The organism is Deinococcus carri, from assembly GCF_039545055.1.
GTDB lineage: Bacteria > Deinococcota > Deinococci > Deinococcales > Deinococcaceae > Deinococcus > Deinococcus carri.
Map to the genome: position 1 here is coordinate 45,144 of NZ_BAABRP010000005.1, position 24,857 is coordinate 70,000.

Genomic DNA, 24,857 nt, shown 5'->3' on the forward strand with positions numbered 1-24,857 from the left:
GTGGCCGCCCCGTACCCAGCGGCTATGCTGGGCCGGATATGAAAATTCAGCTCTCCCTGGCGGTTCTTGGCCTGACGGCCCTGCTCTCGGCTTGCAGCACGGACACGACGACCAAGACGCCGCAGCCGACCACCAATGCCGAAATCCCCAACGTGCCTCGCACGGTGACGCCGGACAGGTACGGCTGCCCGGCGGGCGACAGCGCGCAGCGGCCCATCTCGGCGCTGCTGGGGGCAGGGATGCAGGGCGACAACTACCTGCCCCGGCTGCGGCCCCAGACCGACCTGCCCGACACCATGCAGGACATGCTCTACAGCGTCAAGAGCCTGATGAACGTGTACTACTACGGCTTCTCGGCGGTGGACCTCGACAGGGTGCACGATCAGGCGTACCAGGACACCAAGAAACTCTTCCCCAAAGCCCTCGCCAGCTACTTCGTGCCGTATGCCAACGACGCCAGGATCGACCCGCTGATGTCGGCCTATATCGACAACTTCAAGGACGAACACACCTTCTACCGCAACTACTCGCAGGCCGACGCCTACCGCCGCGCCATCAACAACCAGCCGACCGCCACGCCGGTGTTCGGCCTGAACTACGCCCCGGTGCCCGGCAAGGATGGCGCGGTCCTGACCGACACCCGGGTGGGCGGTCCCGCCTTCACGGCCGGGCTGCGCCGCGGCGACGTGCTGCTGAGCGTGGACGGCACGCCCCTGAAGCGCGCCGGGGCCAGCGACAGCGACGCCCAGGCCGCCTACAGCAAGATCATCAGTGCGGCGGCGGCCAAGCAGGCGGACGTGACCTTCGTGGTGCGGCGGGGCAGCGAGGAGCGCAGCGTGACCCTCAAGGCGGCGCTGCTGAACGGCGCGGCCCAGCCCTGGGGCGAGATGCGTACGGGCGAGGGCGGCAAGAAGCACTACTACCTGCGGATTCCCACCTTCAGCGGGCAGGGCATCGCCCAGCGCGTCCATGACCTGATGCGTGAAGCGCAGGCCCAGGGCGCGACGGACGTGATCATCGACCTGCGCAACAACGGCGGCGGCTACCTGCGCGAGTACGTCGGCGCGGTGGCGGCCTTCTCGCCCGCGACGGCAGGGGAACAGGTGCGCTACAGCGACGGCAGCGGCTCCAGCTTCAGCTTCGACAGCAAGGGCGTGGAGTTCAGCGCCTCCTGCTATGACCCCGAACTCACGCTGCCCCTCAAGGACACCACCACGTTTACCGGCAAGACCGCCGTGCTGCTGAACGAGAACAGCGCCAGCGCCAGCGAGATGTTCAGCCAGAACATCCGCGCGGGCAAGAACACCGTCCTGATCGGTGAACCCACCTACGGCATCAGCAACACCGTGACGGGCAGCTTCGACCTTCCCGCCCAGCGCAACATGAGCGTCACCATGGGCCGGGTGCTGCTGAACGGCAAGTACGCCGACGAGCAGGTCAAGCCCGACGTGGCTGTGAAAGACGACCTCGCCCTGCTGGCCGACGGCCGGGATGTGGGCCTGGAAGCCGCCTTCTCGCAACTGAAGTAAAGCGGCTCACGGGCAGGGGGTGGATGGGGCTGTCCCGTCCACCCCCTTCATGTGCAACCCGGCAACCCGTCGCGGCGTGGCGAGAATGCCCTCGCTGCCACTTCCCTATAACGCGCTGGATAACACGCTGGGGCCGCTTGCAGCGCTTGCAGACGGAACCGGAGCGGCTGTGGGTGAGCTGGAATCCGGACGGGTGGTGGCTGCGGCCTGAGGTCGTGGGGCTGGGGGTGATGGTGCTGCTGGGGCCGGTCGCGCTCCGCCTGATGCTGCTGTTGGGGCACGGGAGGCATTCGGGGAGTTCATGGCCGCGGGCCTAACCGTTGCCACCGCCCTCGCCTCCCTGCAACGGGCGCTGCGCCGGAACAGGCGGGCGATGCTGGCAATACTGGGTGTGCGCCAGGTGCCTGCACACCCGGCCTGGACATTGATCCTCACCCGGCTGGCCTTCTAGCCTGAGCGGGTGGAGACCTTCTGGACCGAATTGAAGCTGATGCAGGGCCTGCTCGCCGCCTTCGTGCTGAGCGGCCTGATCGGCTGGGAGCGCGAGGGGCGGGGGCACAACGCCGGGCTACGGACCCACATTCTGGTGGGGGTGAGTGCCGCCCTGTTCGTGGTGCTGGCCGACACGCTGATCCTGCGCTTCGCGGACGACTCGGCGCAGGTCCGCTTTGACCTGGTGGGCGTGCTGGGGGCGGTGGTCAGCGGAGTGAGCTTTCTGGGGGCCGGGGCCATCTTCTCCGACCGGCGGGGCGAGGGGGCCAGGGGACTCACTACCGCGGCGGGCCTGCTCGCCACGGCGGGCGTCGGCGTGGCCTGTGGCCTGCACCTGTACGTGCTGGCGACCGGGGCCACACTGCTCTTTCTGTTCACGCTGGGCTGGCTTGGCCGCCTGCTCGGGGAGAAGAACCGCGAGGAGGCCGGGGGGCTGCCAGGGGCCGACCGGGAACGTTCCTGAAGCGGCCTACGCCCACCAGGGCAATCGCAAGCTCGCAACGTTCGCACAGGCCGATTCAACCCCTCTGCAAGCAGCTCTGTGAGCCACCTCTGCTTCGCCGCTTTACAAGTCCCCCTCAAAGGGAGGCAACAGATTTAGCGTCCTGGCAGGCAAGCAGAGTCCCTGGCTCCCGCTGAGGGGAGCTATCAGCAAAGCTGACTGAGGGATTGACCGGGCGAGCCTCCCCAAACCGGACTTTGGGGTTGCCCTGCTGTACCCGCCACCCTTTGCAGACTCGCCAATATTGTATACAATATCCAAACATGGCCTCCTTCGAGCGACCCACTCTGGTGCGTGACGGTGTGTATGGACACCTGCGCCGCGCCGTGCTGGACGGAGAGATCGCCCCCGGCGAGCGGCTGGGCGAGGCGGAGCTGGGTGAGCGGCTGGGCGTGAGCCGGACGCCGATCCGGGAGGCCCTGATGCGGCTGACCCAGGAAGGCCTGCTGGTCGCAGAGGCGAACAAGGGCGTGCGTGTCCGCACGGTGACCGCCGCAGAGGCGCGCGACACCTACGTGGTGCGCGAGGAACTCGACGGGCTGGCCGCCGCCCTCGCCGCCCAGGCACACACCGGGGCTGACGAGGGGGCGCTGCGGGCGGCCCTGGCCGCGCTGAACGCCGCTCGGGGAGGCGACTACCGCGAGCAGACCCGGCTGGACCTCGCCTTTCACCAGGCGGTGACGCTGGCCGCGCACAACGCCGCGCTGGCCGATCTGGCGCAGGTGCTTTCGCTGCGGGTGGCCCTGATCAAGCACCAGACCCGCACCTACAACGCCCACCCCGACACCGCCGCGCAACATGCCGCCATCCTCCAGGCCATCCTCGCGCGCGATGCGGACGCCGCCCGCGAGGCCGCCCGCACGCACGTCCGCACCTTCGCCGCCCTCGTCATGCAGAACCTCGGAGAGTCCAAATGATTGACCAGATGTACCGCAAGGCCGTCCTGACCGTCTCGGGACAGAAGTTCGTGGAAGACCTCGTGCGCTCGCGCGCCTGGAGCGTGGCGCAGCGTTTCGTGGCCGGTGAGGATATTCCCGCCGCCCTCCAGGCGGTGCGGGAACTGGAAAAAGACGGCATCCTGGGCAACCTCGACCTGCTGGGCGAGTTCATCGACTCGCCGGAGCAGTGCAACGCCTTCGCGGAGCGGGTGCTGCAACTGCTGGACGCGGCGAACGCCGCTGGAATCCGGCCCTACGTCAGCGTGAAGCTGTCCAGCGTCGGCCAGGGGCAGCTTGTCAACGGCGAGGATCTGGGCCTGACCAACGCCCGCCGCATCGTGGGCAAGGCCAAGCAGTACGGCGGGTTCGTGTGCCTGGACATGGAGGATCACCCGCGCGTGGACATCACCCTCGCGCAGTTCCGCACGCTGGTGGGCGAGTTCGGCAACGACACGGTGGGAACGGTGCTCCAGAGCTACCTCTACCGCACGGCGGACGACCTGGCTGGCCTGGGCGACCTGCACCCCAACCTCCGCATCGTGAAGGGCGCGTACCTGGAACCCGAATCCGTCGCCATGCCCGACAAGGCCGACGTGGATGCCAGCTACCGCCGCCTGGTCTATGCCCAGATGAAGGCAGGCAATTACGTGAACGTCGCCACCCACGACGAGAGCATCATCGAGGACGTGAAGCACTTCGTGCTGGCGCACGGCATTCGCAAGGACCAGTTCGAGTTCCAGATGCTCTACGGCATCCGCCGCGACCTGCAAAAGGAACTGGCGGCGCAGGGCTACCGCGTCCGCGCCTACATCCCTTACGGGCGCGACTGGTACGCCTACTTCAGCCGCCGGATTGCCGAGAGGCCCGCGAACGTGCTGTTCGTGCTGCGCGGGATGCTCAAGGGATGACGCCGTGACGCTGATCGGCGTGACGGGTGCGCCGGGCAACGTGGGCACGCCGCTGGTGCAGGCGCTGCTGGCCCGCGGCGCGCATGTGCGGGTGCTGGCCCGCCGCCCCGACCACGCCCGCGCCACCCTCGGGGAGCAGCCGGGGCTGGAGTTCGGGCACCTCGAATTTGGTGACCGGCGCACCTACGTCGCGGCCTTTCAGGGGGTGGAGCGTCTGTTCGTGACGCGGCCCCCGCAACTCAGCCGGGTCACGCGCGACATGGTGCCCGCGCTGGACGTGGCGCTGGGGGCAGGTGTGCGGCAGATGGTCCTGCTCTCGCTGCAAGGCGCGGAACACAACCCGCTCGTGCCGCACGCGCAGCTCGAAAAGTACCTGTTGGGCACCGGGGCCGACTTCACCCTGCTGCGCCCCGGCTTCTTCATGCAGAACCTGACCACCATGCACCTGCCCGAACTGCGCGGGGGCGAGGTGTTCGTTCCGGCGGGCCGGGGCCGCACCAGCTTCATAGACGTGCGCGACATCGCGGAGGTGGGGGCCGTGGTCCTCACGGAGCCGGGGCACGCGGGGCAGGCGTACGAACTGACGGGCGCGGAGGCCCTCAGCTATGCCGAGGTCGCCGCGAAGTTCAGCGCCGCCACGGGCCGCCTCATCCGCTACACCGACCCCAGCCCGCTCGCCTTCTACCGCCGCCTGCGGGAGCGTGGCGTCAGCACCGGGCAACTGCTGATCATGGAAGCCATCTACGCCACGGCCCGCTTCGGCCTCGCCGCCCGCGTCACGCCCGACACCGCCCGCCTGCTGGGGCGTCCGCCCCGCTCCTTTGACCAGTTCGCCCACGACGCCGCCCCCCTTCTGACCCAGGAGACTCCCCATGCTTAAAGTTCAGGACTACCGCCCCCAACCCTTCATCGACTTCACCCAGCCCGAGAACGTGGCCGCGTACCAGGCCGCCCTGCAGAAGGTCCGCGCCGAGCTGGTAGGCAAGCACTATCCCCTCGTCATCAACGGCGAGCGGGTGGACACGGCGGAGCGGCTGACCTCGGTCAACCCCTGCGACACCTCGGAGGTCATCGGCACGACCGCGAAGGCCACCATCGAGGACGCGCAGCGGGCCCTCGACGGCGCGTGGCAGGCCTTCGAGACGTGGAAGACGTGGGACATGGACGCCCGCGCCCGGATTCTGCTGAAGGCCGCCGCGATCCTGAAGCGCCGCCGCCTGGAAGCCTGCGCGCTGATGACGCTGGAGGTCGGCAAGAGCTACGCCGAGGCCGACGTGGAAGTGGCCGAGGCGATCGACTTCCTGGAGTACTACGGCCGCAACGCGACGAAGTACGCGGGCTTCGGGGCCGCCGAGACCACGTGGTTCGAGGGTGAGGAAAACGGGCTGATGTACCTGCCGCTGGGTGTGGGCATCAGCATCTCGCCCTGGAACTTCCCCTGCGCGATTTTCCTGGGGATGCTGGCCGCGCCGCTGGTGGTCGGCAACTGCGTGATCGCCAAGCCCGCCGAGGACTCGGGCCTGATCGCGGGCTTCGTGGTGGACATCCTGATCGAGGCGGGCCTGCCCGCCGGGGTGCTGCAATTCCTGCCCGGCGTGGGGTCGGAGGTGGGCGAGTACCTCACCACGCACGCGAGGACGCGCTTCATCACCTTTACCGGCAGCCGTGCGGTGGGCCTGCACATCAACGAGGTCGCCGCCAAGACCCAGCCCGGCCAGAAGTGGATCAAGAAGGTCGTGCTGGAACTGGGAGGCAAGGACGCCCTGATCGTGGACGAGACGGCGGACCTGGACAACGCCGTGACCGCCGCGACCCAGAGCGCCTTCGGCTTCAACGGCCAGAAGTGCAGCGCCATGAGCCGCCTGATCGTGGTGGACGAGGTGTACGACGCGGTCGTGAGCGCCTTTGTCGAGCGGGCGCGCGGCCTCAAGGTGGGCACGGGCGAGGAGAACGCCAACGTGACGGCCGTCGTGAACGAGGAGAGCTTCGAGAAGATCAGCAGCTACCTCACCCTGGGCAAGAGTGAGGGCGAGGTGCTGCTGGGCGGCGAGGCCCCCGGCGAGTACGGCGGCAAGAAGGGCTACTACGTCCAGCCCACCATCATCGGGGACGTGCAGCGGGACGCCCGCATCGCCCAGGAGGAAATCTTCGGCCCGGTGGTGGCGGTGCTGCGCGCCCGCGATTGGCAGGACGCGCTGGCGATTGCCAACTCGACCGAGTACGGCCTGACGGGCGGCGTGTGCAGCAACAAGCGCGAGCGGCTGGAGCAGGCCCGTGCCGAGTTCGAGGTCGGCAACCTGTACCTCAACCGCAAGATCACCGGGGCTATCGTGGGCGTGCAGCCCTTCGGCGGGTACAACATGAGCGGCACCGACTCCAAGGCAGGCGGCCCGGACTACCTCGCCAACTTCCTGCAACTCAAGGCCGTGACCGAGCGCTGGTAAACGCTGTCCCGGTAAGAGAGACAAGGGAGGGCAGGACGGATCGGAGGCGATCCATCCTGCCCTCCCTGTCATCACACTTCCAGGCCCGCTTCGAGAGCCAGGAACAGCCCAACGATACCGAGCACAGGATGCCACTCGAAGCGCAGAAATGGACCTTTTCTATCATTTGAAAGGCACGGACCGGGCGCAGGAAAGAGGCTCGGGGACGTGTGATGAAGCTGAACATGGACCGGGTTCAAATTGGTCTAAACAGGGCATGAACGGCCTCTGAGACCCGCTTTAGCATTCCGTCCAAGCCCAATTTCGTTCAGTCCTTTCGCCCCACGGGGCGGGGTCCGGCTCCTTCAGGTCGGCCTGTCCCAGCGGCTTTCCGTGTTCCCGGAGGTTCCTATGAAGCACACCCGCACCCTGCTCGCCGCGACCCTGGCCCTCACGCTCGCCGCCTGTGGACAGCAGGCTCAGGTCACGGCCCCTGCCGCCAGCACCCCGGACCAGACCGCCACGAATGGCGACGCCTACCTGGTGGGCTTCAAGGAAAGCGCGCTGGGTGCCCAGGGCCTCAGTGCCCAGCAGCTTGCCGCGCAGGCCCAGGTGCAGGCGCAGGCCATCACGGCGGCGGGGGGCACGCTCACCAGCCAGTGGGCCGAGATCAGCGCCGCGGCCGTGCGCCTCGGCCCCGACGCGCTGGCCCGCCTGAAGAACAACCCGCTGGTCGAATACGTGGAACCCGACCTGAAGCGCCACGCGATGGGGATGCGCAGCGGCACCACCGACGCGAACGCCGGACGCGGCAGCCTGACGGCCCAGGGCCTCAGCGCGCAGACCACGCCGGTCTACACCGCCAGCGGCGAAACCACCTGGGGGGACAGCGCCCTCAAGGTGCCCAGCCTGCGCACGGGCGGCTACACCGGGGCGGGCGTGGCCGTCTGCGTCACGGACACCGGCATCGACGGGAACCACCCGGAGTTCGCGCGCAAGCTCAAGGGCTTCAAGAACTTCGTGACGACCGAGACGAACCGCAATGACCCCTACGCCCTCAACGACGTGTCGCACCACGGCACACACGTGTCCGGCACCATCTTCGCGCAGTACGGGGCGGGAACTGGGGCGACCGGCACGCAGGCGGGCATGGACCCGAACGGCGTGGGCGGCGTGGCGAGCGGCGTGAACCTGTACATGGCGCGCGTGCTGGGCGACGACGGCTCCGGCAGCTCCAGCGGCATCATCAACGGCGTGAACTGGTGCGCCGCGCAACTCAGGAGCCAGGGCGGCACCGAGAACAAGGTCGTGATCAGCATGTCCCTGGGTGGGGGCCGCGCCAGCCAGACCGAGCAGCGGGCCTACACCAACGTCTACAACAAGGGCGCGCTGGTGATCGCCGCGACCGGGAACGACGGGGCCGCCGTGTCCTACCCCGCCGCCTACACCAACGTGGTCGGTATCGGCGCGATTGACGACGCCGAGGCCAAGGCCGACTTCAGCAACTTCGGCCCGCAGGTGGACCTGGTCGGCCCCGGCGTTCACGTGCTGAGCAGCGTGCCGCTGGGTCAGGGCACCCGCGCCAGTGCCAGCGGCGGCGGCGTGACCTTCAGCGACGTGCAGGCCGCCGACCTCAGCGGCAAGGCCACCTTCAGCGGCAACATCGTGGCGGCGGGCGGCACGAACGAGCTGTGCGGCACCGGCACGCGCAACGCGGCCCTCAGCGGCAACATCGCCCTGATTGCGCGCGGCACCTGCTCCTTCGAGGAAAAGACCGCCAACGCCGTCGCCAGCGGGGCCAAGGCCGTCATGATCTACAACAATGCGGCTGGCCCCCTGGGCATGAGCCTCACCAACAGCTACAACGTGCCTGTCGTGGGCATCACCCAGGCTGACGGCCAGGCCCTCCTGGGCAAGCTGCCCACCACGGGTACGGTCAGCGTCTCCGGGGCCGACTACGAGTACTTCGACGGCACCAGCATGGCGACCCCGCACGTGAGCGCCGCCGCCGCCGTGGTGTGGGCCGCCAAGCCCAGCCTGACGAACACGCAGCTCCTGAACCTGCTCACCAGCACCGCCAAGGACCTGGGCGCGGCCGGCAAGGACGACAACTTCGGCTACGGTCTGGTAAACCCCCTCAAGGCAATCACCGGACAGTAAAGCGCTCAGCAAAGGCCCGCCCTCCGATTTGGGGGGCGGGTGCTTTTTGGGATGCTCTGCGCGACGAGCTGTGAACTGGTCGCTTGCCATCTTTTCCAAGTTCAGCGCAGACGGCCCAGAACTTCCCCCAGCAATGTATCGACCATCAACGCTCCGCCCAGAATGGCCGGAATCCCGCCCCCCGGATGCACGCCGGTCCCGACCTGCCACAGCCGGGGATGCAGGCGGTAGGGCTGGGGATGCAGCGGGCCGCCGCGCCACGCGGGCAGGGCCGCGCCGTAGATGGCCCCGCCGGGATGCCCACCCGCCGCGTAGTGCCGGGGGGAGAGGGCCGTCACGTCCCGCGCGGTCGCCAGCAGGCCGGGCACGCCCAGCGTCCGCTCCACCCGTTCCACCTGCGCCCGGACCCAGGGATGTGCCGGCCCGAGGTCGAGGGCCGTGGGAGGTGCGGTCAGCAGCACCGCCAGGCGCGGGCCGTCCGCGTGGACGAGGGCCAGGGTGTCGGGCGGCAAGGCCCCGGCCCGCATGGCCGCGCGAAAGGTCCCGAAGTCGGCCGGCGGCAGGACCGAGGTCGCGGGCAGCGGGGCCGGGGCAGGCAGCGCGGCATACAGGGCCACGCCGCTCACCGTGCGGCGGGCGACCGGCGAGGGCACCACCTGACCCCGCAGCGCCGCGAGGCGCACCGGGTCCAGCGCACTCACCAGCAGGTCATGGCGGCGGACCTCTCCCCCGTTCAGCGTGAGGCGGGCCGCTGCGGCGTCCACCCGGACGACCCGCGCCTCCTCGTGGACCTGCACACCGCGTGCGGCCCCCAGCGCGAGCAGCGTGTCGAGCAACTGGCCCATGCCCCGCGCGGGCCGCGCCACGCTGCCCGCGACAAGGGCAGGAATCAGGGCGTACAGGGCGGGCGCGTCACTGGGAGCCAGCCCTGCATTCAGCGCGTGGGTGCGGACGGCGTGGGCCAGAGCGGGGGGCAGCCGCCGGGCGCGCACCCAGCCCTCGGCGGTGAGGTGGCCTCCAGTCGCCCGGAACAGCGCCGCACTCGCCCGCCGGAAGGCCGGGTCGGTAAGGCGTGGCGGCGTGGTGAGCAGTGTGCCGAGGTGGGGGGCCAGCACGTCCGCCGCCGCACCGTAGGCCGCCCAGGCCGCGTGCAGCGGATGGCCCTCCGGCACAGGCAGCGGCACCGCGCCGAACGGCGTGTGATGCACGCCCAGTCCGCCCGGCAGCGGGCGCAGGTCCAGCGGGTCCGCCTCGCCCAGTCCAGCTTCGGACAGCCGGGCCAGGAAGGCACGCCACACCCCCGGAAAGGTGAAGAGACTCGGCCCGGTGTCGAAGCTCAGCCCGCCCACCACGACGCGCCGCAGCTTGCCCCCCGCCCGGTCCCGTTCGTACACCGTGACCACGTGCCCCCGCTCGCCCAGCAGCGCCGCGAGCGCGAGGCCCGCCAGACCCCCGCCGAGAATGCCAATGGAGCGTGAGTGGTCAGTGGTCAGTGATGAGTGGAAAAGACGGGGCTTGTGCTGAACGCTGGCGGCTGGTTGCTGGCCGCTCAAGGCCACAGCCCCCGCGCCAGCAGATACACCAGCGGCACCCCCGCCACCGTCCCCACCAGCCAGGGCGTGGCGATGCTGAGGGGGTACAGCCGGGCGGCCCGCCGGGGCGTGGGACGGCGCAGCAGGCTCACGGCCATCCCGCCGCACACCAGCCACAGCGCGGCGGCGGTCAGGCGGCTGAGCGGCCACAGCAGCGCCCCCGCGAGGAGAAACCAGGCCAGCGCGTAGGCCGCTGTGCTCCGCACGCCTAGCGTGGTGGCGACGGTGCGGGTCCCGGCCAGGCGGTCGGCGGGCACGTCCTGCGCGGCGTCGAAGGCGTGCTTGCCCACCGAGTAGGCCATCAGGGCGGCCAGCGGCAGCCAGGGCACCGCCGCCCCCAGCGCCAGCGCGGGCAGGGCCAGCGGCAGCGCGTAGGCCACGTTGCTCAGCCCGTCCAGAAAGGGGCGGCCCTTCAGGCGCAGCGGCGGCACGCTGTAGGCCACAAAGAGGCCGGCACTCAGCAGCAGCAGCAGGCTGGCCGCCGGGGGCAGCAGCAGCGCGAGCGCCAGCAGAAAGGGGGCATTCAGCGCCAGGATGGCCGTGAGCAGCGGTGCCCCCTCGCCCGGCCCCAGCCGCGCACCCTGCCAGCCCCCCTTGCGGGCGGAGAGGGCGTCCTCCTCGCGGTCGGCCAGGTCGTTGAGGCCGTAGATCAGCAGGTTGAAGGGCAGGGTCAGGTAAACCAGCAGCACCAGCAGCCCCGGCTGGGGCGCAAGGAGCCTCCCAGTCAGCCACAGCCCCATCACCAGCGTGCCCACCGTGTTGACCCACAGCGCCGGCCGGGAAACGGCCAGCACGCGGCGCGCAGAGAGTCGGGCAGGGAGGGTCAGGGGACGCATGGCAGGCTCCGTGGGCGCGCCGGGGGAGGGAGGCGCGGGCGGCCACATTCTAGAGGGGAAGGCGGCGGGCCGCCGGGACAGATGGCAGGGCAGGGTACATAGGGCAGATTGCTCACGGTGTGCGCACGCCTGATGTGCCCAAATGGGAGGCAAATGTCCCCCGCGTTCCCGCCCGACTCCGACACCACGGCCCTGTTCACGCCGTCGGAGGTCGAGGCGCGGACCGGGGTGCCCGCCGCGACCCTGCGGCAGTGGGAGCGGCGCTACGGCTTTCCCGCACCCAGCCGCAACTCCAGCGGCTACCGGCTGTACTCGCCGCGCGATTTGGCCCAGATCGAGGAGATGCTGGGGCACCTGCGCGCCGGGGTGACGGCCAGCCGGGCCGCGCAAGTGGTCCGCGCTTCCGTTCCCCCACCACCGCAGGGCGCGTCCGCGGCAGAACTGGTCCGGCTCCTGCTGACCGCCGATACTCCGGGAGCGGCGGCGCTGCTGTCTGACGCCCACGCCCACCTCAGCGTCGAGGACGTGCTGCTGAAGGTGATGGCCCCGGCCCTGGCCGAGTGCGGACGGCGCTGGGAGCGCGGGGAAATCAGGATCGCGCAGGTGCATCAGGCCGCCGCGTTCCTGCGGGGCCGGGTGTCGGCCCTGCTGGAGTTGGCGGGGCGGGGCAGCTTCGGGCCACACCTGCTCGCCGCCTGCCCACCCGGCGAGGAACACGAGATCGGCCTGATGATGGTCACGCTGGTGCTGCGCCGCCAGGGCGCGCGGGTCGAGTACCTGGGCGCGAACCTGCCGCTCGGCGACCTGGCCCTCTACGCCCGCCAGCGGCAAGCCGACGCCCTGCTGCTCTCCCTCAGCGGCGAGTGGGCCTGGGAGGCCGCCCGCGCGGGACAGGGCGAACTCACGGCCCTGAACATGCCCCTCTTCTACGGCGGCGCACTGCTCAATGCCCAGCCCGCCCTCGCCCCGGCCCTGGGCGGCCTCTACGCGGGGCCGGACGCGCGGGAGGCCAGCGAGATCATCCTCGGGCACCTGCGGCAGAACCGGTAGGGAGGCGCTGGCTCTCTTCCAACCCCTCTGCCCGAAAAAGGAAAAACCCGCACTGGGCGGGTTCCTGTCTGGTGGGCGGTGAGGGATTCGAACCCCCGACCCGTCGCGTGTAAAGCGAAAGCTCTACCGCTGAGCTAACCGCCCCACCTGCTGCCGGTGGCAGCCTGCCCATGCTAGTCGGGCGGGCGCGGGGGGTCAAGCGGTCAGGCGGGGTCGGGGGGGAACTGCACGCCCCCCAGACGGAGGTTCAGGTCGGCGGCCAGCGCGAGCAGGCGGCCGTCGCTGCCCGCCGGGCCGGTGAGCAGCACGCCCGTCGGGGCCGCCTCATGCAGGCCGGTGGGCACCGTCACGCTGGGATAGCCCGCCTTCGCGCCCACCGCGTAGCCGTGCAGACCGGGCCACAGCAGTGCGTCCAGGCCCAGGGCAAAGAGGGGGTCGAGGCCGCGCGTGCGCGTCTGGTCGAGGTCGCGGGCGCGCGCCTCGCGGTAGGCCCGCTCGCTGAGGTCGCCCCGCGTGCCCTGGGCGGCGTGCAGCAGCGTCTGCCCGTAGCGCTGGAGGCGTTCGGGGTCGGCGTCGTTCGCCTCGATGATGTCGGCCAGGCTGCGGGGGCCGTCCCGCACACCCGCGAGGTAGGCGTTCAGGTCGTGCTTGAACTCGTAGACCAGCACCTCCAGCCGCCAGCCGCTGAGTTCGGGGGCACTCGGCAACATCACGTCCTGCAAGGTCGCGCCCGCCTTCGCCAGGGCGGCCTCGGCGCAGGCCAGGGCCGCCCGCTCGGCCTCGCTAACGGGACCGCCAGGCGGGTCGCGCAGGACGCCGATATGGGCACCCGCCAGGGCGTCCGCTTGCAGGGTCAGGTCGGGTACCGGGAGGCGGCGGCTGGCGGAGTCGGCATCGTCGGGTCCGGCCATCACGCCCAGGAGCAGGGCCGCGTCGCGGACGCTGCGGGTGATCGGCCCAGCGGTGTCCTGACTGTGGCTGATGGGCACGACGCCCGTGCGCGGAATCAGGCCCACCGTCGGTTTCAGGCCGATCACGCCGCTCTGCTGCGCGGGACTCAGGATGCTGCCGCTGGTTTCGGTGCCGATGGCGGCCGCGCACAACCGGGCCGCGACCGCTGCGCCGCTGCCGCTGGAGCTGCCGCCCGTGTCCAGCCCTGCGCCCCAGGGATTCACGGTCTGCCCCCCCGCCCCCGAGTACCCGTTGGGCATCCCCAGCGTCATGAAGTTGGCCCACTCGGTCAGGTTGGCCTTGCCCAGAATCACGGCCCCGGCGGCCCGCAACCGGGCGACCAGCGGCGCATCGGCCTGCGGGACATGCCGTGTCATCAGCAGGCTGCCGGCAGTGGTGGGCAGGCCCGCCACGTCAATGTTGTCCTTGATCAGGAGGGGGACGCCGTGCAGCGGCCCGCGCTGATCCTCGGGGAGGGTGTCCAGCCGCTCCGCGTCGGCCTCGGCGGCCTCGTTGACGGTGATGACGGCGTGCAGGCGAGGGTTATAAGACCGAAGGCGCGACAGGTAGGCGCGGGTCACTTCCAGCGCCGTCAGGTCCCCCCGGCGAACTGCGGCGCTGAGGGCCGCCGCGTCGAGGTCGAGGATGGGGTCGGGCAGGTGAGGGACAGACACCCCCACAGTCTAGGGCGGTGCCCGGAAAGGTTGCCAGCTCCTGCGCGGCTGGCCGGAGCTGCCCGGGCCACGTCTACTCCACGTCCCCCCGCCTGGAACGCGGTGCGCTAGCCTGCCCCCATGAGTGGTCAGGGGACCGTGCCGCACGAGGTGAAGCAGACAGAGCAGACGGGCGCACCGCACCTCACGGTCGCCTTTCAGGGCAATCCCGGGGCCTACGGCGAGATCGCGGCGCTGCACGCCCTGGGCAGCGCGGGGATTCCCCACGCGGGCGTCACCACACGCGGCTTTCCCACCTTTCACGAGGTCGCGCGGGCGGTGGAGAGCGGCGAGGCCGACTACGGCGTGCTGCCGGTCGAGAACAGTCTGATGGGCGCGATTCACCAGGCCATCGACCTCCTGACCGAGACGGAGTTGCATGTGGCGGGCGAGGTGGTGGTGCGTGTCACCCACTGCCTGATGGCGCTCCCCGGCGTCCGGCTGGAGGACGTGCGGAAGGTCGCCAGCCAGCAGCCCGCGCTGGACCAGTGTACCGGCCTGATCCGCCAGTACGGCCTGCAACCCGTCGCCGCGCACGACACCGCCGGAAGCGCCAAGGACCTCGCGGCGCGGGGGGCACGCGACGAGGCCGCCATCGCCTCCGCCCGCGCCGCCGAGCTGTACGGCCTGGAGATTCTGGCCCGCGAGATCGAGGACGAACCCTTCAACTTCACGCGCTTCATGCTGCTGTCGTGCCAGGAACCCGCCCACGCCGACGTGCCGCACAAGACCAGTCTGGTCTTCGCCGTGCGCCACACCCCCGGCTTTCTGGTCGAGACGCTGAACGAGCTGCGCGGCCTGAACCTCTCGCGCATCGAATCGCGCCCCCGCCGCGACCGCGCCTGGAGTTACCTGATGTACGTGGACATCGAGGGAGACGCCCGCGACCCGCAGGTGGCGCAGGCCCTTGCCGGGGTGCTGAGAAAGGCCAGTTACGCGAAGATCATCGGGAGTTACCCGATGGCGCGGGAGACGGTGGGGTGAAGCTCCTCATCTGGGACTTCGACGGCACCCTGGCCCACCGACCCAGCATGTGGAGTGGCACCCTTCTGCATGTGCTCGGTGAAGTTCATCCAGGCCATCAGGTGAAACCGGAGCATCTCCGGCCCTGGCTCCAGACGGGCTTCCGCTGGCATGCGCCCGAGGATGAATACCCCGTCTTGCCCGCCCATGCCTGGTGGGGCGAACTCCATCCCGTGTTTGAGCAGGCCTACCAGGCGGCCGGCCTCGACGCCACGGTGGCTCGCAGGTTGGCGGGCGAGGTTCAGCGGCACTACACTGACCCGCAGCACTGGGAGGTCTATCCCGATACGGGAACGACGCTGGAACATCTGAGCGTCCTGGGCTGGCGGCACGTCATTCTGACCAACCATGTGCCAGAGTTCCGTGAGTTACTGAAAGCCCTGGGCCTGAGTGGGCACTTCTTACAGGTCTTCAACTCCGCAGAAACGGGATTCGAGAAACCTCATCCACGAGCTTTCCGCCTTGTCCTGGAATCACTGGGGGAGGCGAAGCAGGTCTGCATGATTGGCGACAACATCAGGGCCGATGTTCAGGGGGCGCGGGCTGTGGGGCTTCCCGCGGTCCTGGTCAGGAAAAACGACCCGGCTGCTCAGTGGCAATGCACCGACCTCTCCAGCCTTCCGGGCCAGCTCGACGCCATTTTTGCGGACTAGCACCCGGCGCTGCGCTCATCCTCAGCCACAGCACCTCCACCGCCTGCGCCCGCACCACCAACTCGTTCTGCTTGAAGCCCTGCCGCTATCCAGGGGTATTGGAGACGATGGGGTGAATCGGTAAACTCCCGACATGCGGCGAATCCTGGCCCTGCTCCTCCCATTCCTGCTTGGCAGCACAGCCTATGCGGGCGGCGGACCGGGGATTGCTACTGCTGGAGCGGCAGGAAAGTTCTATGTCGCATTCACGGAGCAGGGGAGCGTCGAGTATGGAACAAGGAAGCTGACCATCACGCTGTACGAGAAACCAGGTGGAAGGCTGCTCTGGAAGCGGCAGGTTGATGGAAGGCTGTACGAGGCGTCAGACGGTAACCGGAACTTTCCGGGCTGGAGCGTGGTGGATTCGGTTCTCTGGATTTCCCATACCACCGGGGGCGAACACTGGCACGTGGACAATACGGGCTTCCGCCTGAGCGACGGCAAGTCGCTTTGGGAAAATACCGATGTGGGCCGCCCCCTGACCACTGGTCAAGGCGAAATCCTGTTCAGGCACCTGCAAAGTCAACTCGCTTACCCCGAGCTGCGGCAGGTAGAGCTGGTCCGGAACAACCTGAAGACAGGCGAGGCAACACGTTTAAACCTGTGGATTCCAGCTCGCACCAACTGCGGTAACATCAACGACTACAGCTATAAAGATGCGGCCTATCTAAAACGTTGGGCAGATTCCAAATTCTTCTATGCACAGCACAAAGACGCCTGCGGTGTATTTGTAGCCCGCTTCGACTGGCACGGCAACGAGGGGCAGTCACCAAAAATCATTCCCCGGTAACTGCCCTGCTACAGCTCCTCCACCAGCACCCCGTAGACCACCAAGTCGTCGTGCACCGTCTCGCCTCGCCTTTTCAGAGGCCCACGGCAGGGGCGCGGGTGTGGGCGGTCAGGTCGCCAAAGTCGAACGAGATGCATCGGACACCCACGTTCCAGCCCGAGCCATGCCCCTGAGCCGCCTCCGAGGCTTGAGCCTTTCTTGAGGGTTTCATCTGCCTCAGAGGGCGCGGCAGGCAGACTGGCGGGCAGCGTCACGCACTCCCACACCCGCGCGCCGCGAAAGAGGTCCGCGCCTTGATTTACTTCATGTTCGCCACCGGCATCGAGAACTCCTATCCCACGATCCAGGGCGGCCGGGTCCGGCAGGACGAGATGGCAAAATGCCGCCACTACGACTTCTGGCAGAAGGATTTCGACCTCGTGTCCGAACTGGGCATCTCGTTTCTGCGCTATGGGCCGCCCATCCACACGACCTGGACCGGGCCGGACCGCTACGACTGGTCCTTTGCAGACGAGACGTTCGCGGGGCTGCGGGCGCGGAACATCACGCCCATCGTGGACCTGTGCCATTTCGGGGTGCCGGACTGGGTGGGGAACTTCCAGAACCCCGACTTCCCGGAACAGTTCGCGCGTTACGCCGGGGCCTTTGCGCGGCGCTTTCCCTGGGTGCAGCTCTACACGCCGGTCAACGAGATGTACGTCTGCGCGCTCTTCTCGGCCCGCTACGGCTGGTGGAACGAGCAGCTCAGCACCGACCCCGCCTTCGTGACGGCCCTCAAGCACATCGTCCGGGCCAACATCCTCGCCATGCACGCCATCCTCAGGGAACGCCCCGACGCCATCTTTATCCAGAGCGAGTCCTCGGAGTACTTTCACGCCGAGAACCCCCAGGCCATCGGGCGCGCCGAGACGCTCAACGCGGTGCGTTTTCTGTCGCTGGACCTCAATTACGGCCAACAGGTCAGTTCGGAAATGTACGAATACCTGCTGGACAACGGCATGACGCGGGACGAGTACCACTTCTTCCTGCGCCACAACCTCAAGCACCACTGCATCATGGGCAACGACTACTACGTCACCAACGAGCACCTCGTTCACCCGGACGGGCAGACGGAGGCGAGCGGGGAAATCTTCGGGTACTCGGTGATCACCAACCAGTACTACGCCCGCTACGGCCTCCCCGTGATGCACACCGAGACGAACTTCACCCAGGGGCCAGCCGGGGACGAGGCGGTGCGCTGGCTGCGCAAGGAGTGGGCCAACGTGCTGCGGGTGCGCAACGACGGCCTGCCCATCGTGGGCTTCACCTGGTATTCCCTCACCGATCAGGTGGACTGGGACTCGGCCCTGCGCGAGAACAACGGGAACGTGAATCCGCTGGGCCTGTACGACCTGGACCGCAACATCCGGCCCGTCGGGGAGGCATACCGCCGACTGATTGGCGAGTGGTGCGACGTGCTGCCCACCCAGAGCGTCGTGCTGACGGTCCCGGTCTTCCCGCCCAGCCAGCAGGGGGGCGAGGCCGTGCAGAACGCCCAGGCCCAGGCGCGCGTCTTTCAGCAGGTCAGCCAGGCGACAACTCCCACCCAGACCGACCCGACCCCGCGGGCTGTGACCCCCGAACCTCCTCCTCCCCAGCCTCCCCAGACCACAGCAGCTCAGGCCACACCCGCTCAGACCCCAGCACCACAGAAAGGCCAGCCATCATGACGCAACCCCAGACCACCCCGACCGAACCCTCCGTGACGTGCCGCCGCTTCGAGAATGCCGTCGTGATCGTGACGGGGGCGGCCAGTGGCATCGGCCTGGCGGCGGCGCGCCGCTTCGCGCAGGAGGGGGGCCGCCTGGTGATTGCCGACCTGAACGGCGAGCAGGCCACGCAGGCCGCCGCCGAGGTCCGCGCCGCCGGTGCCCCCGATGCGCTGGGCGTGGCGTGTGACGTCTCGGACCCGGCCCAGGTCGAGGCCTGCGTGCAGCAGACTGTCACGCACTTCGGCCAGCTCGACGTGATCGTGAACAACGCCGGGCTGATGACCTTCAAGCCCCTCACCGAACTGAACGTGCAGGACTGGCAGCGCGTGCTGGCCGTGGACCTGCTGGGGGCCTTTTCCTTTATCCGCCAGGCCTTCGAGGTAATGAAGCCCGGCGGCGCGGTCGTCAACGTGTCCAGCATCCACGCGCGCGAAACCGAGGCGCTGGTGGCCCCCTACGCCGCCGCCAAGGCCGCCCTGCTGTCACTGACCCGCAGCGCCGCCATCGAGGGCGGGCCGCGCGGCATCCGCGTGAACGCCGTCCTGCCCGGCGCGGTGGACACCCCGATGCTGTGGAACAACCCCAACGTGAAAAGCGGCGTCGAGAAGATCAACCCCGCCGACGTGGGCCAGCCCGCCGACCTCGCCGCGGCCATCGCCTTTCTGGCCTCGCGCGACGCCGCCTTCGTGCAGGGGACGGGGCTGGTGGTGGATGGGGGGAGGCTGGATCATCTGTGAGGGGGAGGGGTCAGGGGTAAGGGGTAAGGGGTAAGTGGGGGTCGTGAAGGCTTTCACGCTCTGCCTTCTGCCTTCTGCCTTCTGCCTTCTGCCTTCTGCCTTCTGCCTTCTGCCTTCTGCCTTCTGCCTTCTGCCTTCTGCCTTCTGCCTTCTGCCTTCTGCCTTCTGCCTTCTGCCTTCTGCCTTCCGTCCCTTGTCTGCCCCTCTCACCTTTTCTCCCGCCCCGCCCGCGCTAGACTGCATGCGTCGTGCCGCGAGAGCACGGTCATCCTGAGCGCCCGAGGGGATTCCAGACCCGGTGACGGCGCGGCAACCGGCCCTCATCACGGCAATGGTGCCCCTTCTGGAAGGCCCCGCACGGGTGTGCCGACGATGGCGCAAGAGCGGGGAACGATGGCCCAGAGGCGGCGCTTTTTCAGGCGTATTCGAGGTTTCATGGGCCGCCGGGAGAGGCGGCCTGTTTCAATTGAGGTGAGAAGGTGGCGGACACACGCGACATTCGCGCACACGCGCGGGAACGGATTCTGGTGCTGGACGGCGCGTGGGGCACCATGCTCCAGCGCGCGGGGCTGACGGAAGGGGACTTCCGCTGGGACAGCGCTGACCCCATGAGGATGTACCGGGGCAACTTCGACCTGCTGCAACTCACCCGGCCCGAGGTCATTCGCGAGGTCCACCGCGCCTATTTCGAGGCGGGGGCGGACATCGCCAGCACGAACACCTTCAATTCGACCGTGATCTCGCAGGCGGACTACGGGACCGAGCATCTGGCCCGCGCCATGAACGAGGCGGGGGCGCGGCTGGCCCGCGAGGTCGCCGACGAGTTCGAGGCCCGCGACGGGCGGCCCCGTTGGGTGGCCGGGTCGGTGGGGCCGACCAACCGCACCGCCACCCTCTCGCCCGACGTGGAGCGGCCCGAGTTCCGCAACGTGACCTTCGACGATCTGGTCGCCGCCTACGTGGAGCAGGTGGAGGGGCTGATTGCGGGCGGGGCGGACCTGATCCTGATTGAAACGGTGTTCGACACACTGAACGCGAAGGCGGCCCTGTTCGCCTGCGAGGAAGCCTTTGCGCAGACGGGCAAGACGCTGCCCATCATGCTGTCGGGCACCATCACGGACGCCTCGGGACGCACGCTGAGCGGGCAGACGCCGGAGGCCTTTGTGGTCAGCACCGAACACGCAGGCGTCTTCAGCGTGGGGCTGAACTGCGCGCTGGGAGCCGACCTGCTGCGGCCCCACCTGCGGGCGATTGCGGCCAACGCCGAAACGCTGGTCAGCGTCCACCCCAACGCGGGCCTCCCCAACGCCTTCGGGGAGTACGACGAGACGCCGGGACACACGGCGGCGGTGCTGCGCTCCTTTGCCGAGGAGGGCCTGGTCAACATCGTGGGCGGCTGCTGCGGCACGACGCCCGACCACATCCGCGCGATTGCGGAGGCGGTGGCGGACCTGCCCCCGCGCACCGCGCCCCGTCTCCCGCCCTACCTGCGCCTCAGCGGCCTGGAAGCCTTCACCGTCACCCCCGAAACCAACTTCGTGAACGTGGGCGAGCGGACCAACGTGACCGGCAGCCCGAAGTTCAGCAAGGCCATTCTGGCGGGCGACTACGACGCGGGCCTGGGGATTGCGCGTCAGCAGGTGCAAAACGGCGCGCAGCTCGTGGACGTGAACTTCGACGAGGGGATGCTCGACGGCGAGGCCGCGATGGTCAAGTTCCTGAACCTGCTCGCCGGGGAGCCGGACATCTCGCGCGTGCCGCTGATGCTCGATTCCTCCCGCTGGGAGATTCTGGAAGCGGGCCTCAAGCGGGTACAGGGCAAGGCGGTGGTGAACAGCATTTCCCTCAAGGACGGCGAGGAGAAGTTCCTGGAACGCGCCCGGCTGCTGCGGCGCTACGGGGCGGCGGCGGTGGTGATGGCCTTCGACGAGCAGGGCCAGGCGGACAATCTGGAACGCCGCATCGAGATCACCTCCCGCGCCTACCGCCTGCTGACCGAGCAGGCCACCTTCCCTCCCCAGGACATCATCTTCGACCCCAACGTGCTGACGGTGGCGACGGGGATGGAGGAACACGACCGCTACGCGCTGGACTTTATCGAGGCGACCCGCTGGATCAAGGCGAACCTGCCGGGGGCGCTGGTGTCGGGCGGCATTTCCAACGTGTCCTTCAGCTTCCGCGGCAACAACCACGTCCGCGAGGCGATGCACGCCGTCTTCCTGTACCACGCCATCCGCGCGGGGCTGGATATGGGCATCGTGAACGCGGGTATGCTCGCCGTGTACGAGGACATCGAGCCGCAGCTGCGCGACGCGGTGGAGGACGTGATCCTGGCCCGCCGCCCGGACGCCACCGAGCGCCTGATCCATCTCGCCGAGAGCTACAAGGACGTGAAACGCGAGGCGGGCCAGCAGAGTGCCTGGCGTGAACTGCCCGTGGCCGAGCGCCTCAAGCACGCGCTGGTCAGCGGCATCACCGACCACGTGGTCGAGGATGCGGAGGAGGCCTATCAACTCCTCGGCTCGCCACTGGCGGTCATCGAGGGACCGCTGATGGACGGCATGAACGTGGTGGGGGACCTGTTCGGGGCCGGGAAGATGTTTCTGCCGCAGGTGGTCAAGTCGGCTCGCGTGATGAAGCGCGCGGTGGCCCACCTCACGCCCTACCTCGAAGCCCAGAAGGCGGCGGGCGGGCAGAGCGGCAAGGGCAAGGTGCTGCTGGCGACCGTGAAGGGCGACGTGCACGACATCGGCAAGAACATCGTGGGCGTGGTGCTGGCCTGCAACGGCTATCAGGTGACCGACCTCGGCGTGATGGTCCCCACCGAGAAGGTTCTGGACACCGCGCGCGAGCTGGGGGCGGACGTGATCGGCCTCTCCGGCCTGATCACGCCCAGCCTCGACGAGATGGTGAACGTAGCCCGCGAGATGACCCGCCGGGGCCTGGACACCCCGCTGCTGATCGGCGGCGCGACCACCAGCCGCGCCCACACCGCCGTCAAGATCGACCCCGCCTATAGCGGCACGGTGGTCCACGTGGCCGATGCCAGCCGCGCGGTGGGTGTGGTGGGCGACCTCCTCTCGCAGCCGGAGGCCCTGCGCGAGCGCGTGCGGGAGGAATATGCCGCCCTGCGCGAACGGCACGGCGAGCGCAAGGTCCGCCTGATTCCCCTCGCGCAGGCCCGCGCCCGCGCGCCCCGCCTCTCCCCCGCCCTGCCCCCCGCCCCGCGCGAACCGGGCCGCCACATCATCGAGCAGCCCATCGCCGAGCTGCTGGACTACATTGACTGGACGCCCTTTTTCATCGCCTGGGAGATGAAGGGGATCTACCCCAACATCCTGACCGACCCCCTGCGCGGCGCGGAGGCCCGCAGCCTGTTCGGCGACGCGCAGGCCCTCCTGAAACGCATCGTGGACGAGGGGCTGCTGACGGCGCGCGGCGTGATCGGGTTGTGGGAGGCGCGGCGGGTGGGGGATGACATCGAGGTCTTTGCGGAAGGCGGAAGGCAGAAGGCAGAAGGCCAGGACAGCGAAAGCGGAAGCCTGACTGGGCCATCAGCCATCAGCCATCAGCCTTCTGCGTTCCTCCATACCCTCCGCCAGCAGCGCGACCAACCCACCCCCACGACCGCGCTGGCCGATTTCGTGGCGTTGAAGGGGGACCACCTCGGGGCGTTCGCGGTCGCCATCCACGGCGCGGAGGAACTCGCCCGCGGCTTCGAGGCGCAGCACGACGATTACAGCGCGATTCTGGTCAAGGCGCTGGCCGACCGGCTGGCCGAGGCGTTCGCGGAAAAGCTGCACCGCGACGTGCGCGTGCGCTACTGGGGCTACGCGGAGGACGAGGCACTGGGCAACGACGACCTGATCCGGGAACGCTACCAGGGCATCCGTCCGGCCCCCGGCTACCCCGCCCAGCCCGACCACACCGAGAAACGCACCCTTTTTGGCCTGCTGGGCGCGGAGGAGGTCGGCCTCTCGCTCACCGAGTCGGGGGCGATGTTTCCCGCCGCCGCCGTTTCGGGGCTGTACTTCGCCCACCCGGACGCGCACTACTTCGCGGTGGGCCGCATCGGGCGCGACCAGGTGGAGGACTACGCAGAGCGCAAGGGCTGGACGCTTTCGGTTGCGGAGCGGTGGCTGGGACCAATTCTGGCGTATGACCCGGCGGTGTCTGACCGCCAAACCGTCGAACCGTCGACCGAGCGTTCCGTTCGACCGTTAGACCCTTTGACCGCTAGACCCGCCGCCTCAGGCGGTGCCCGGTGACCCGCATCTCCATCGAACTCGTTCCCCGCAGCCGTTCGGGACTGCGGGCCGAGCTGGAGGCGGTCGCCGCGCATCTGCCGGGCGTGGACACGGTGAATGTGGTGGACCTGACCCGGTACTCCACGCGCTCGTGGCAGGGCTGCACGCTCGCCCGGCCCCGCTACCGGGCGATTCCGCACGTGCGGGCGGTGGACCTGAACCCGGTGGAACCACTCCCGATGGCCGAGACGCTGACCGCTGCGGGCATCGACGAGGTGCTGGTCATCACCGGGGACGCCCCCGCCGACATGAGTTCGCGTGTCTATGACGTTGACGCGGTGCGGGCCATCCGCCGCTTCCGGCGGGAGTTGCCACACGTGCGGGTCTACGCGGGCCTCGACCCTTACCGCCAGAGCTTCGCGCACGAGCGTGACTATCTGGAACGCAAGCTGGACGCGGGAGCCTGCGGTTTTTTCACCCAGCCCTTTTTCGACCTGCGCCTGATGGACGCCTATGCCGACCTGATTCCCGCGGAGGCCGAGGTGTGGTGGGGAGCCACCTCCGTGCTGACCGACGCCTCCCTCAATTACTGGCGGGCACGCAACCACGCCGTCTTTCCCCGCGCCTTCCAGCCTACCCTCGACTGGAACCGCACCTTTGCCACCCAGGCCCTCACCTTTGCCCGCGAGCGCGGCCAGCACATGTATTTCATGCCGGTGAAGGCGGACGTGCGGGCGTATCTGGAGGGGATTGTTTAGAGCTTCCGGCGACCAGCCGCCAGCGGCCAGCAAAAAAGCAACGCCCCGGCATAGGCTGGGGCGTTGCTCCTACTGGTTGCTGGAAGCTGGCCGCTTCCCTAGCTGTTGTCCACCACCAGCGTGAACGTCTTCGTCGCCTTGCCGTTCGCGGGCACGTCCACACGCAGCTCGGCGGCGGGGTTCTGGCCCCTGACGACGCCGTCGATGGTGATGCGGCGGCCGCCGACGCGCTCCGTGACCTCGGCGCGGACGGGGCGATCCTTGCCGTTCTCGAAGGTGTAGGTGACCTTGTAGGTGGTCCGCACGACGTTGCCCTTGTCGTTCTTCTCGCTGCTGACGGTCTGCACGGCCCGCGTGTAGCGCACGTCGGGGTCGTTGCCGAGGCTGAACTCGATTTCCTCGCCCCGCGCCGTCTCGGAAATCTGGGTCTGCCCCACGATGCGGCCCTCCTCGCGCACGGTCAGGCTGCCGCCGGGCAGGCGCTGATCGGCCTTCAGGCGGTAGAAACGGCTGAGGGTACCGTCGGTGTTCTGCGGCGTGAAGTAGGTGTTCAGCCCCGCGTAACGCTCGAACTGCGTCAGCTTAGGCGTCAGGAAGGGCAGCGTCACCGTGCTGTTGGCGGGCAGCGTGAAGGGCGTGGAGAGGGCGTAGCGGTACAGGCCGCGCAGTTCCCCCAGGGCGTTGATCTTGGGGGCGGCCGCATCGGCAGCGCCGCTACTCGCCGTCACCTCGGCCCTCAGGGCCATGTAGGGCGCGGGCACCGGC

20 protein-coding genes and 1 tRNA gene (1 of these 21 only partly in view) are annotated in these 24,857 nt (G+C 69.0%); 16 read left to right on the forward strand and 5 right to left on the reverse strand.

The genetic code is table 11. The features are described 5' to 3' along the window. Window positions 1–38: 38 nt before the first annotated feature. The 8 genes from ABEA67_RS08635 (at window position 39) to ABEA67_RS08670 (ending at window position 8,952) form a co-directional block, all read left to right on the forward strand. Window positions 39–1,529, forward strand: a complete 1,491-nt coding sequence (locus tag ABEA67_RS08635; RefSeq protein ID WP_345463883.1) for a S41 family peptidase — start codon at window positions 39–41, stop codon at window positions 1,527–1,529. A 137-nt stretch (window positions 1,530–1,666) separates the two neighbouring features. Beyond that, window positions 1,667–1,846, forward strand: coding sequence for a hypothetical protein (locus tag ABEA67_RS08640; RefSeq protein WP_345463886.1), 180 nt, complete (start codon window positions 1,667–1,669; stop codon window positions 1,844–1,846). Between the two features lie 143 nt (window positions 1,847–1,989). Further along, complete coding sequence (locus ABEA67_RS08645; protein WP_345463889.1) at window positions 1,990–2,484, forward strand: MgtC/SapB family protein; 495 nt, start codon at window positions 1,990–1,992, stop codon at window positions 2,482–2,484. A 302-nt stretch (window positions 2,485–2,786) separates the two neighbouring features. After that, window positions 2,787–3,440: a GntR family transcriptional regulator gene (locus ABEA67_RS08650; protein WP_345463892.1), complete on the forward strand. Its 654-nt coding sequence runs from the start codon at window positions 2,787–2,789 to the stop codon at window positions 3,438–3,440. Then, window positions 3,437–4,369 (forward strand): proline dehydrogenase family protein, encoded by a 933-nt coding sequence (locus tag ABEA67_RS08655; protein WP_345463895.1) that lies wholly within the window; start codon window positions 3,437–3,439, stop codon window positions 4,367–4,369. The genes ABEA67_RS08650 and ABEA67_RS08655 overlap by 4 nt, the downstream gene beginning before the upstream one ends. Before the next feature lie 4 nt (window positions 4,370–4,373). Continuing rightward, a complete protein-coding gene (locus ABEA67_RS08660; protein WP_345463898.1) occupies window positions 4,374–5,249 on the forward strand; it encodes an SDR family oxidoreductase in 876 nt (291 codons plus the stop codon). Then, window positions 5,242–6,813 (forward strand): L-glutamate gamma-semialdehyde dehydrogenase, encoded by a 1,572-nt coding sequence (gene pruA, locus ABEA67_RS08665; protein WP_345463900.1) that lies wholly within the window; start codon window positions 5,242–5,244, stop codon window positions 6,811–6,813. The genes ABEA67_RS08660 and pruA overlap by 8 nt, the downstream gene beginning before the upstream one ends. Before the next feature lie 390 nt (window positions 6,814–7,203). Continuing rightward, window positions 7,204–8,952 (forward strand): S8 family serine peptidase, encoded by a 1,749-nt coding sequence (locus ABEA67_RS08670; protein WP_345463903.1) that lies wholly within the window; start codon window positions 7,204–7,206, stop codon window positions 8,950–8,952. Window positions 8,953–9,053: 101 nt separating this feature from the next. Here the strand turns inward: ABEA67_RS08670 and ABEA67_RS08675 are convergent, their stop codons facing one another. Further along, on the reverse strand, window positions 9,054–10,445 hold the full coding sequence (locus ABEA67_RS08675; RefSeq protein WP_345464284.1) for a phytoene desaturase family protein: 1,392 nt from the start codon (window positions 10,443–10,445) through the stop codon (window positions 9,054–9,056). Window positions 10,446–10,501: 56 nt separating this feature from the next. Then, window positions 10,502–11,380, reverse strand: coding sequence for a UbiA family prenyltransferase (locus tag ABEA67_RS08680; RefSeq protein WP_345463906.1), 879 nt, complete (start codon window positions 11,378–11,380; stop codon window positions 10,502–10,504). 153 nt (window positions 11,381–11,533) lie between these two features. Between ABEA67_RS08680 and ABEA67_RS08685 the strand changes: the two genes are divergently transcribed. Beyond that, window positions 11,534–12,430 carry a MerR family transcriptional regulator gene (locus ABEA67_RS08685; RefSeq protein ID WP_345463909.1) on the forward strand — a complete coding sequence of 299 codons (897 nt, stop codon included), beginning with the start codon at window positions 11,534–11,536 and terminating at the stop codon, window positions 12,428–12,430. Between the two features lie 69 nt (window positions 12,431–12,499). On the opposite strand, the gene ABEA67_RS08690 is transcribed toward ABEA67_RS08685, so the two are convergent. Then, a tRNA-Val gene (locus tag ABEA67_RS08690) sits at window positions 12,500–12,574 on the reverse strand. A 59-nt stretch (window positions 12,575–12,633) separates the two neighbouring features. Next, window positions 12,634–14,055: an amidase family protein gene (locus ABEA67_RS08695; protein ID WP_345463912.1), complete on the reverse strand. Its 1,422-nt coding sequence runs from the start codon at window positions 14,053–14,055 to the stop codon at window positions 12,634–12,636. A 120-nt stretch (window positions 14,056–14,175) separates the two neighbouring features. Here ABEA67_RS08695 and ABEA67_RS08700 point away from each other — a divergent pair, with 120 nt between their 5' ends. From ABEA67_RS08700 to ABEA67_RS08730, 7 genes are all read left to right on the forward strand, one after another. Continuing rightward, window positions 14,176–15,078, forward strand: coding sequence for a prephenate dehydratase (locus ABEA67_RS08700; RefSeq protein ID WP_345463915.1), 903 nt, complete (start codon window positions 14,176–14,178; stop codon window positions 15,076–15,078). Next, entirely contained in the window at window positions 15,075–15,770 is a 696-nt protein-coding gene (locus ABEA67_RS08705) for an HAD family hydrolase (protein ID WP_345463918.1), read from the forward strand. Before ABEA67_RS08700 ends, ABEA67_RS08705 begins: the two co-directional genes overlap by 4 nt. Window positions 15,771–15,903: 133 nt before the next feature. Beyond that, window positions 15,904–16,599 carry a hypothetical protein gene (locus tag ABEA67_RS08710; protein ID WP_345463921.1) on the forward strand — a complete coding sequence of 232 codons (696 nt, stop codon included), beginning with the start codon at window positions 15,904–15,906 and terminating at the stop codon, window positions 16,597–16,599. Window positions 16,600–16,892: 293 nt separating this feature from the next. Beyond that, the gene (locus tag ABEA67_RS08715) at window positions 16,893–18,308 is read left to right on the forward strand and encodes a family 1 glycosylhydrolase (protein WP_345463924.1); all 1,416 of its coding nucleotides are present in this window, start codon (window positions 16,893–16,895) and stop codon (window positions 18,306–18,308) included. Then, window positions 18,305–19,087: an SDR family NAD(P)-dependent oxidoreductase gene (locus tag ABEA67_RS08720; protein WP_345463927.1), complete on the forward strand. Its 783-nt coding sequence runs from the start codon at window positions 18,305–18,307 to the stop codon at window positions 19,085–19,087. The genes ABEA67_RS08715 and ABEA67_RS08720 overlap by 4 nt, the downstream gene beginning before the upstream one ends. 479 nt (window positions 19,088–19,566) lie before the next feature. Then, a complete protein-coding gene (gene metH / locus ABEA67_RS08725; RefSeq protein ID WP_345463930.1) occupies window positions 19,567–23,355 on the forward strand; it encodes a methionine synthase in 3,789 nt (1,262 codons plus the stop codon). Then, a complete protein-coding gene (locus ABEA67_RS08730) occupies window positions 23,352–24,092 on the forward strand; it encodes a methylenetetrahydrofolate reductase (protein WP_345463933.1) in 741 nt (246 codons plus the stop codon). The genes metH and ABEA67_RS08730 overlap by 4 nt, the downstream gene beginning before the upstream one ends. 98 nt (window positions 24,093–24,190) lie before the next feature. On the opposite strand, the gene ABEA67_RS08735 is transcribed toward ABEA67_RS08730, so the two are convergent. After that, window positions 24,191–24,857 carry the 3' portion of a DUF4139 domain-containing protein gene (locus ABEA67_RS08735; RefSeq protein WP_345463936.1) on the reverse strand. The gene runs 617 nt beyond the window's last position, so only the last 667 of its 1,284 coding nucleotides appear in the window; the start codon falls outside the window, past its right edge — the gene reads right to left on this strand; the stop codon is at window positions 24,191–24,193.

Excerpts from the sequence above, each read along its gene's own strand:
- ABEA67_RS08650 (WP_345463892.1), top strand. The coding sequence starts at position 2,787 with ATGGCCTCCTTCGAGCGACCCACTCTGGTGCGTGACGGTGTGTATGGA.
- ABEA67_RS08655 (WP_345463895.1), top strand. The coding sequence starts at position 3,437 with ATGATTGACCAGATGTACCGCAAGGCCGTCCTGACCGTCTCGGGACAG.
- ABEA67_RS08685 (WP_345463909.1), top strand. The coding sequence starts at position 11,534 with ATGTCCCCCGCGTTCCCGCCCGACTCCGACACCACGGCCCTGTTCACG.
- ABEA67_RS08700 (WP_345463915.1), top strand. The coding sequence starts at position 14,176 with ATGAGTGGTCAGGGGACCGTGCCGCACGAGGTGAAGCAGACAGAGCAG.
- ABEA67_RS08680 (WP_345463906.1), bottom strand. The coding sequence starts at position 11,380 with ATGCGTCCCCTGACCCTCCCTGCCCGACTCTCTGCGCGCCGCGTGCTG.
- ABEA67_RS08670 (WP_345463903.1), top strand. The coding sequence starts at position 7,204 with ATGAAGCACACCCGCACCCTGCTCGCCGCGACCCTGGCCCTCACGCTC.
- pruA (WP_345463900.1), top strand. The coding sequence starts at position 5,242 with ATGCTTAAAGTTCAGGACTACCGCCCCCAACCCTTCATCGACTTCACC.
- ABEA67_RS08635 (WP_345463883.1), top strand. The coding sequence starts at position 39 with ATGAAAATTCAGCTCTCCCTGGCGGTTCTTGGCCTGACGGCCCTGCTC.
- ABEA67_RS08710 (WP_345463921.1), top strand. The coding sequence starts at position 15,904 with ATGCGGCGAATCCTGGCCCTGCTCCTCCCATTCCTGCTTGGCAGCACA.
- ABEA67_RS08720 (WP_345463927.1), top strand. The coding sequence starts at position 18,305 with ATGACGCAACCCCAGACCACCCCGACCGAACCCTCCGTGACGTGCCGC.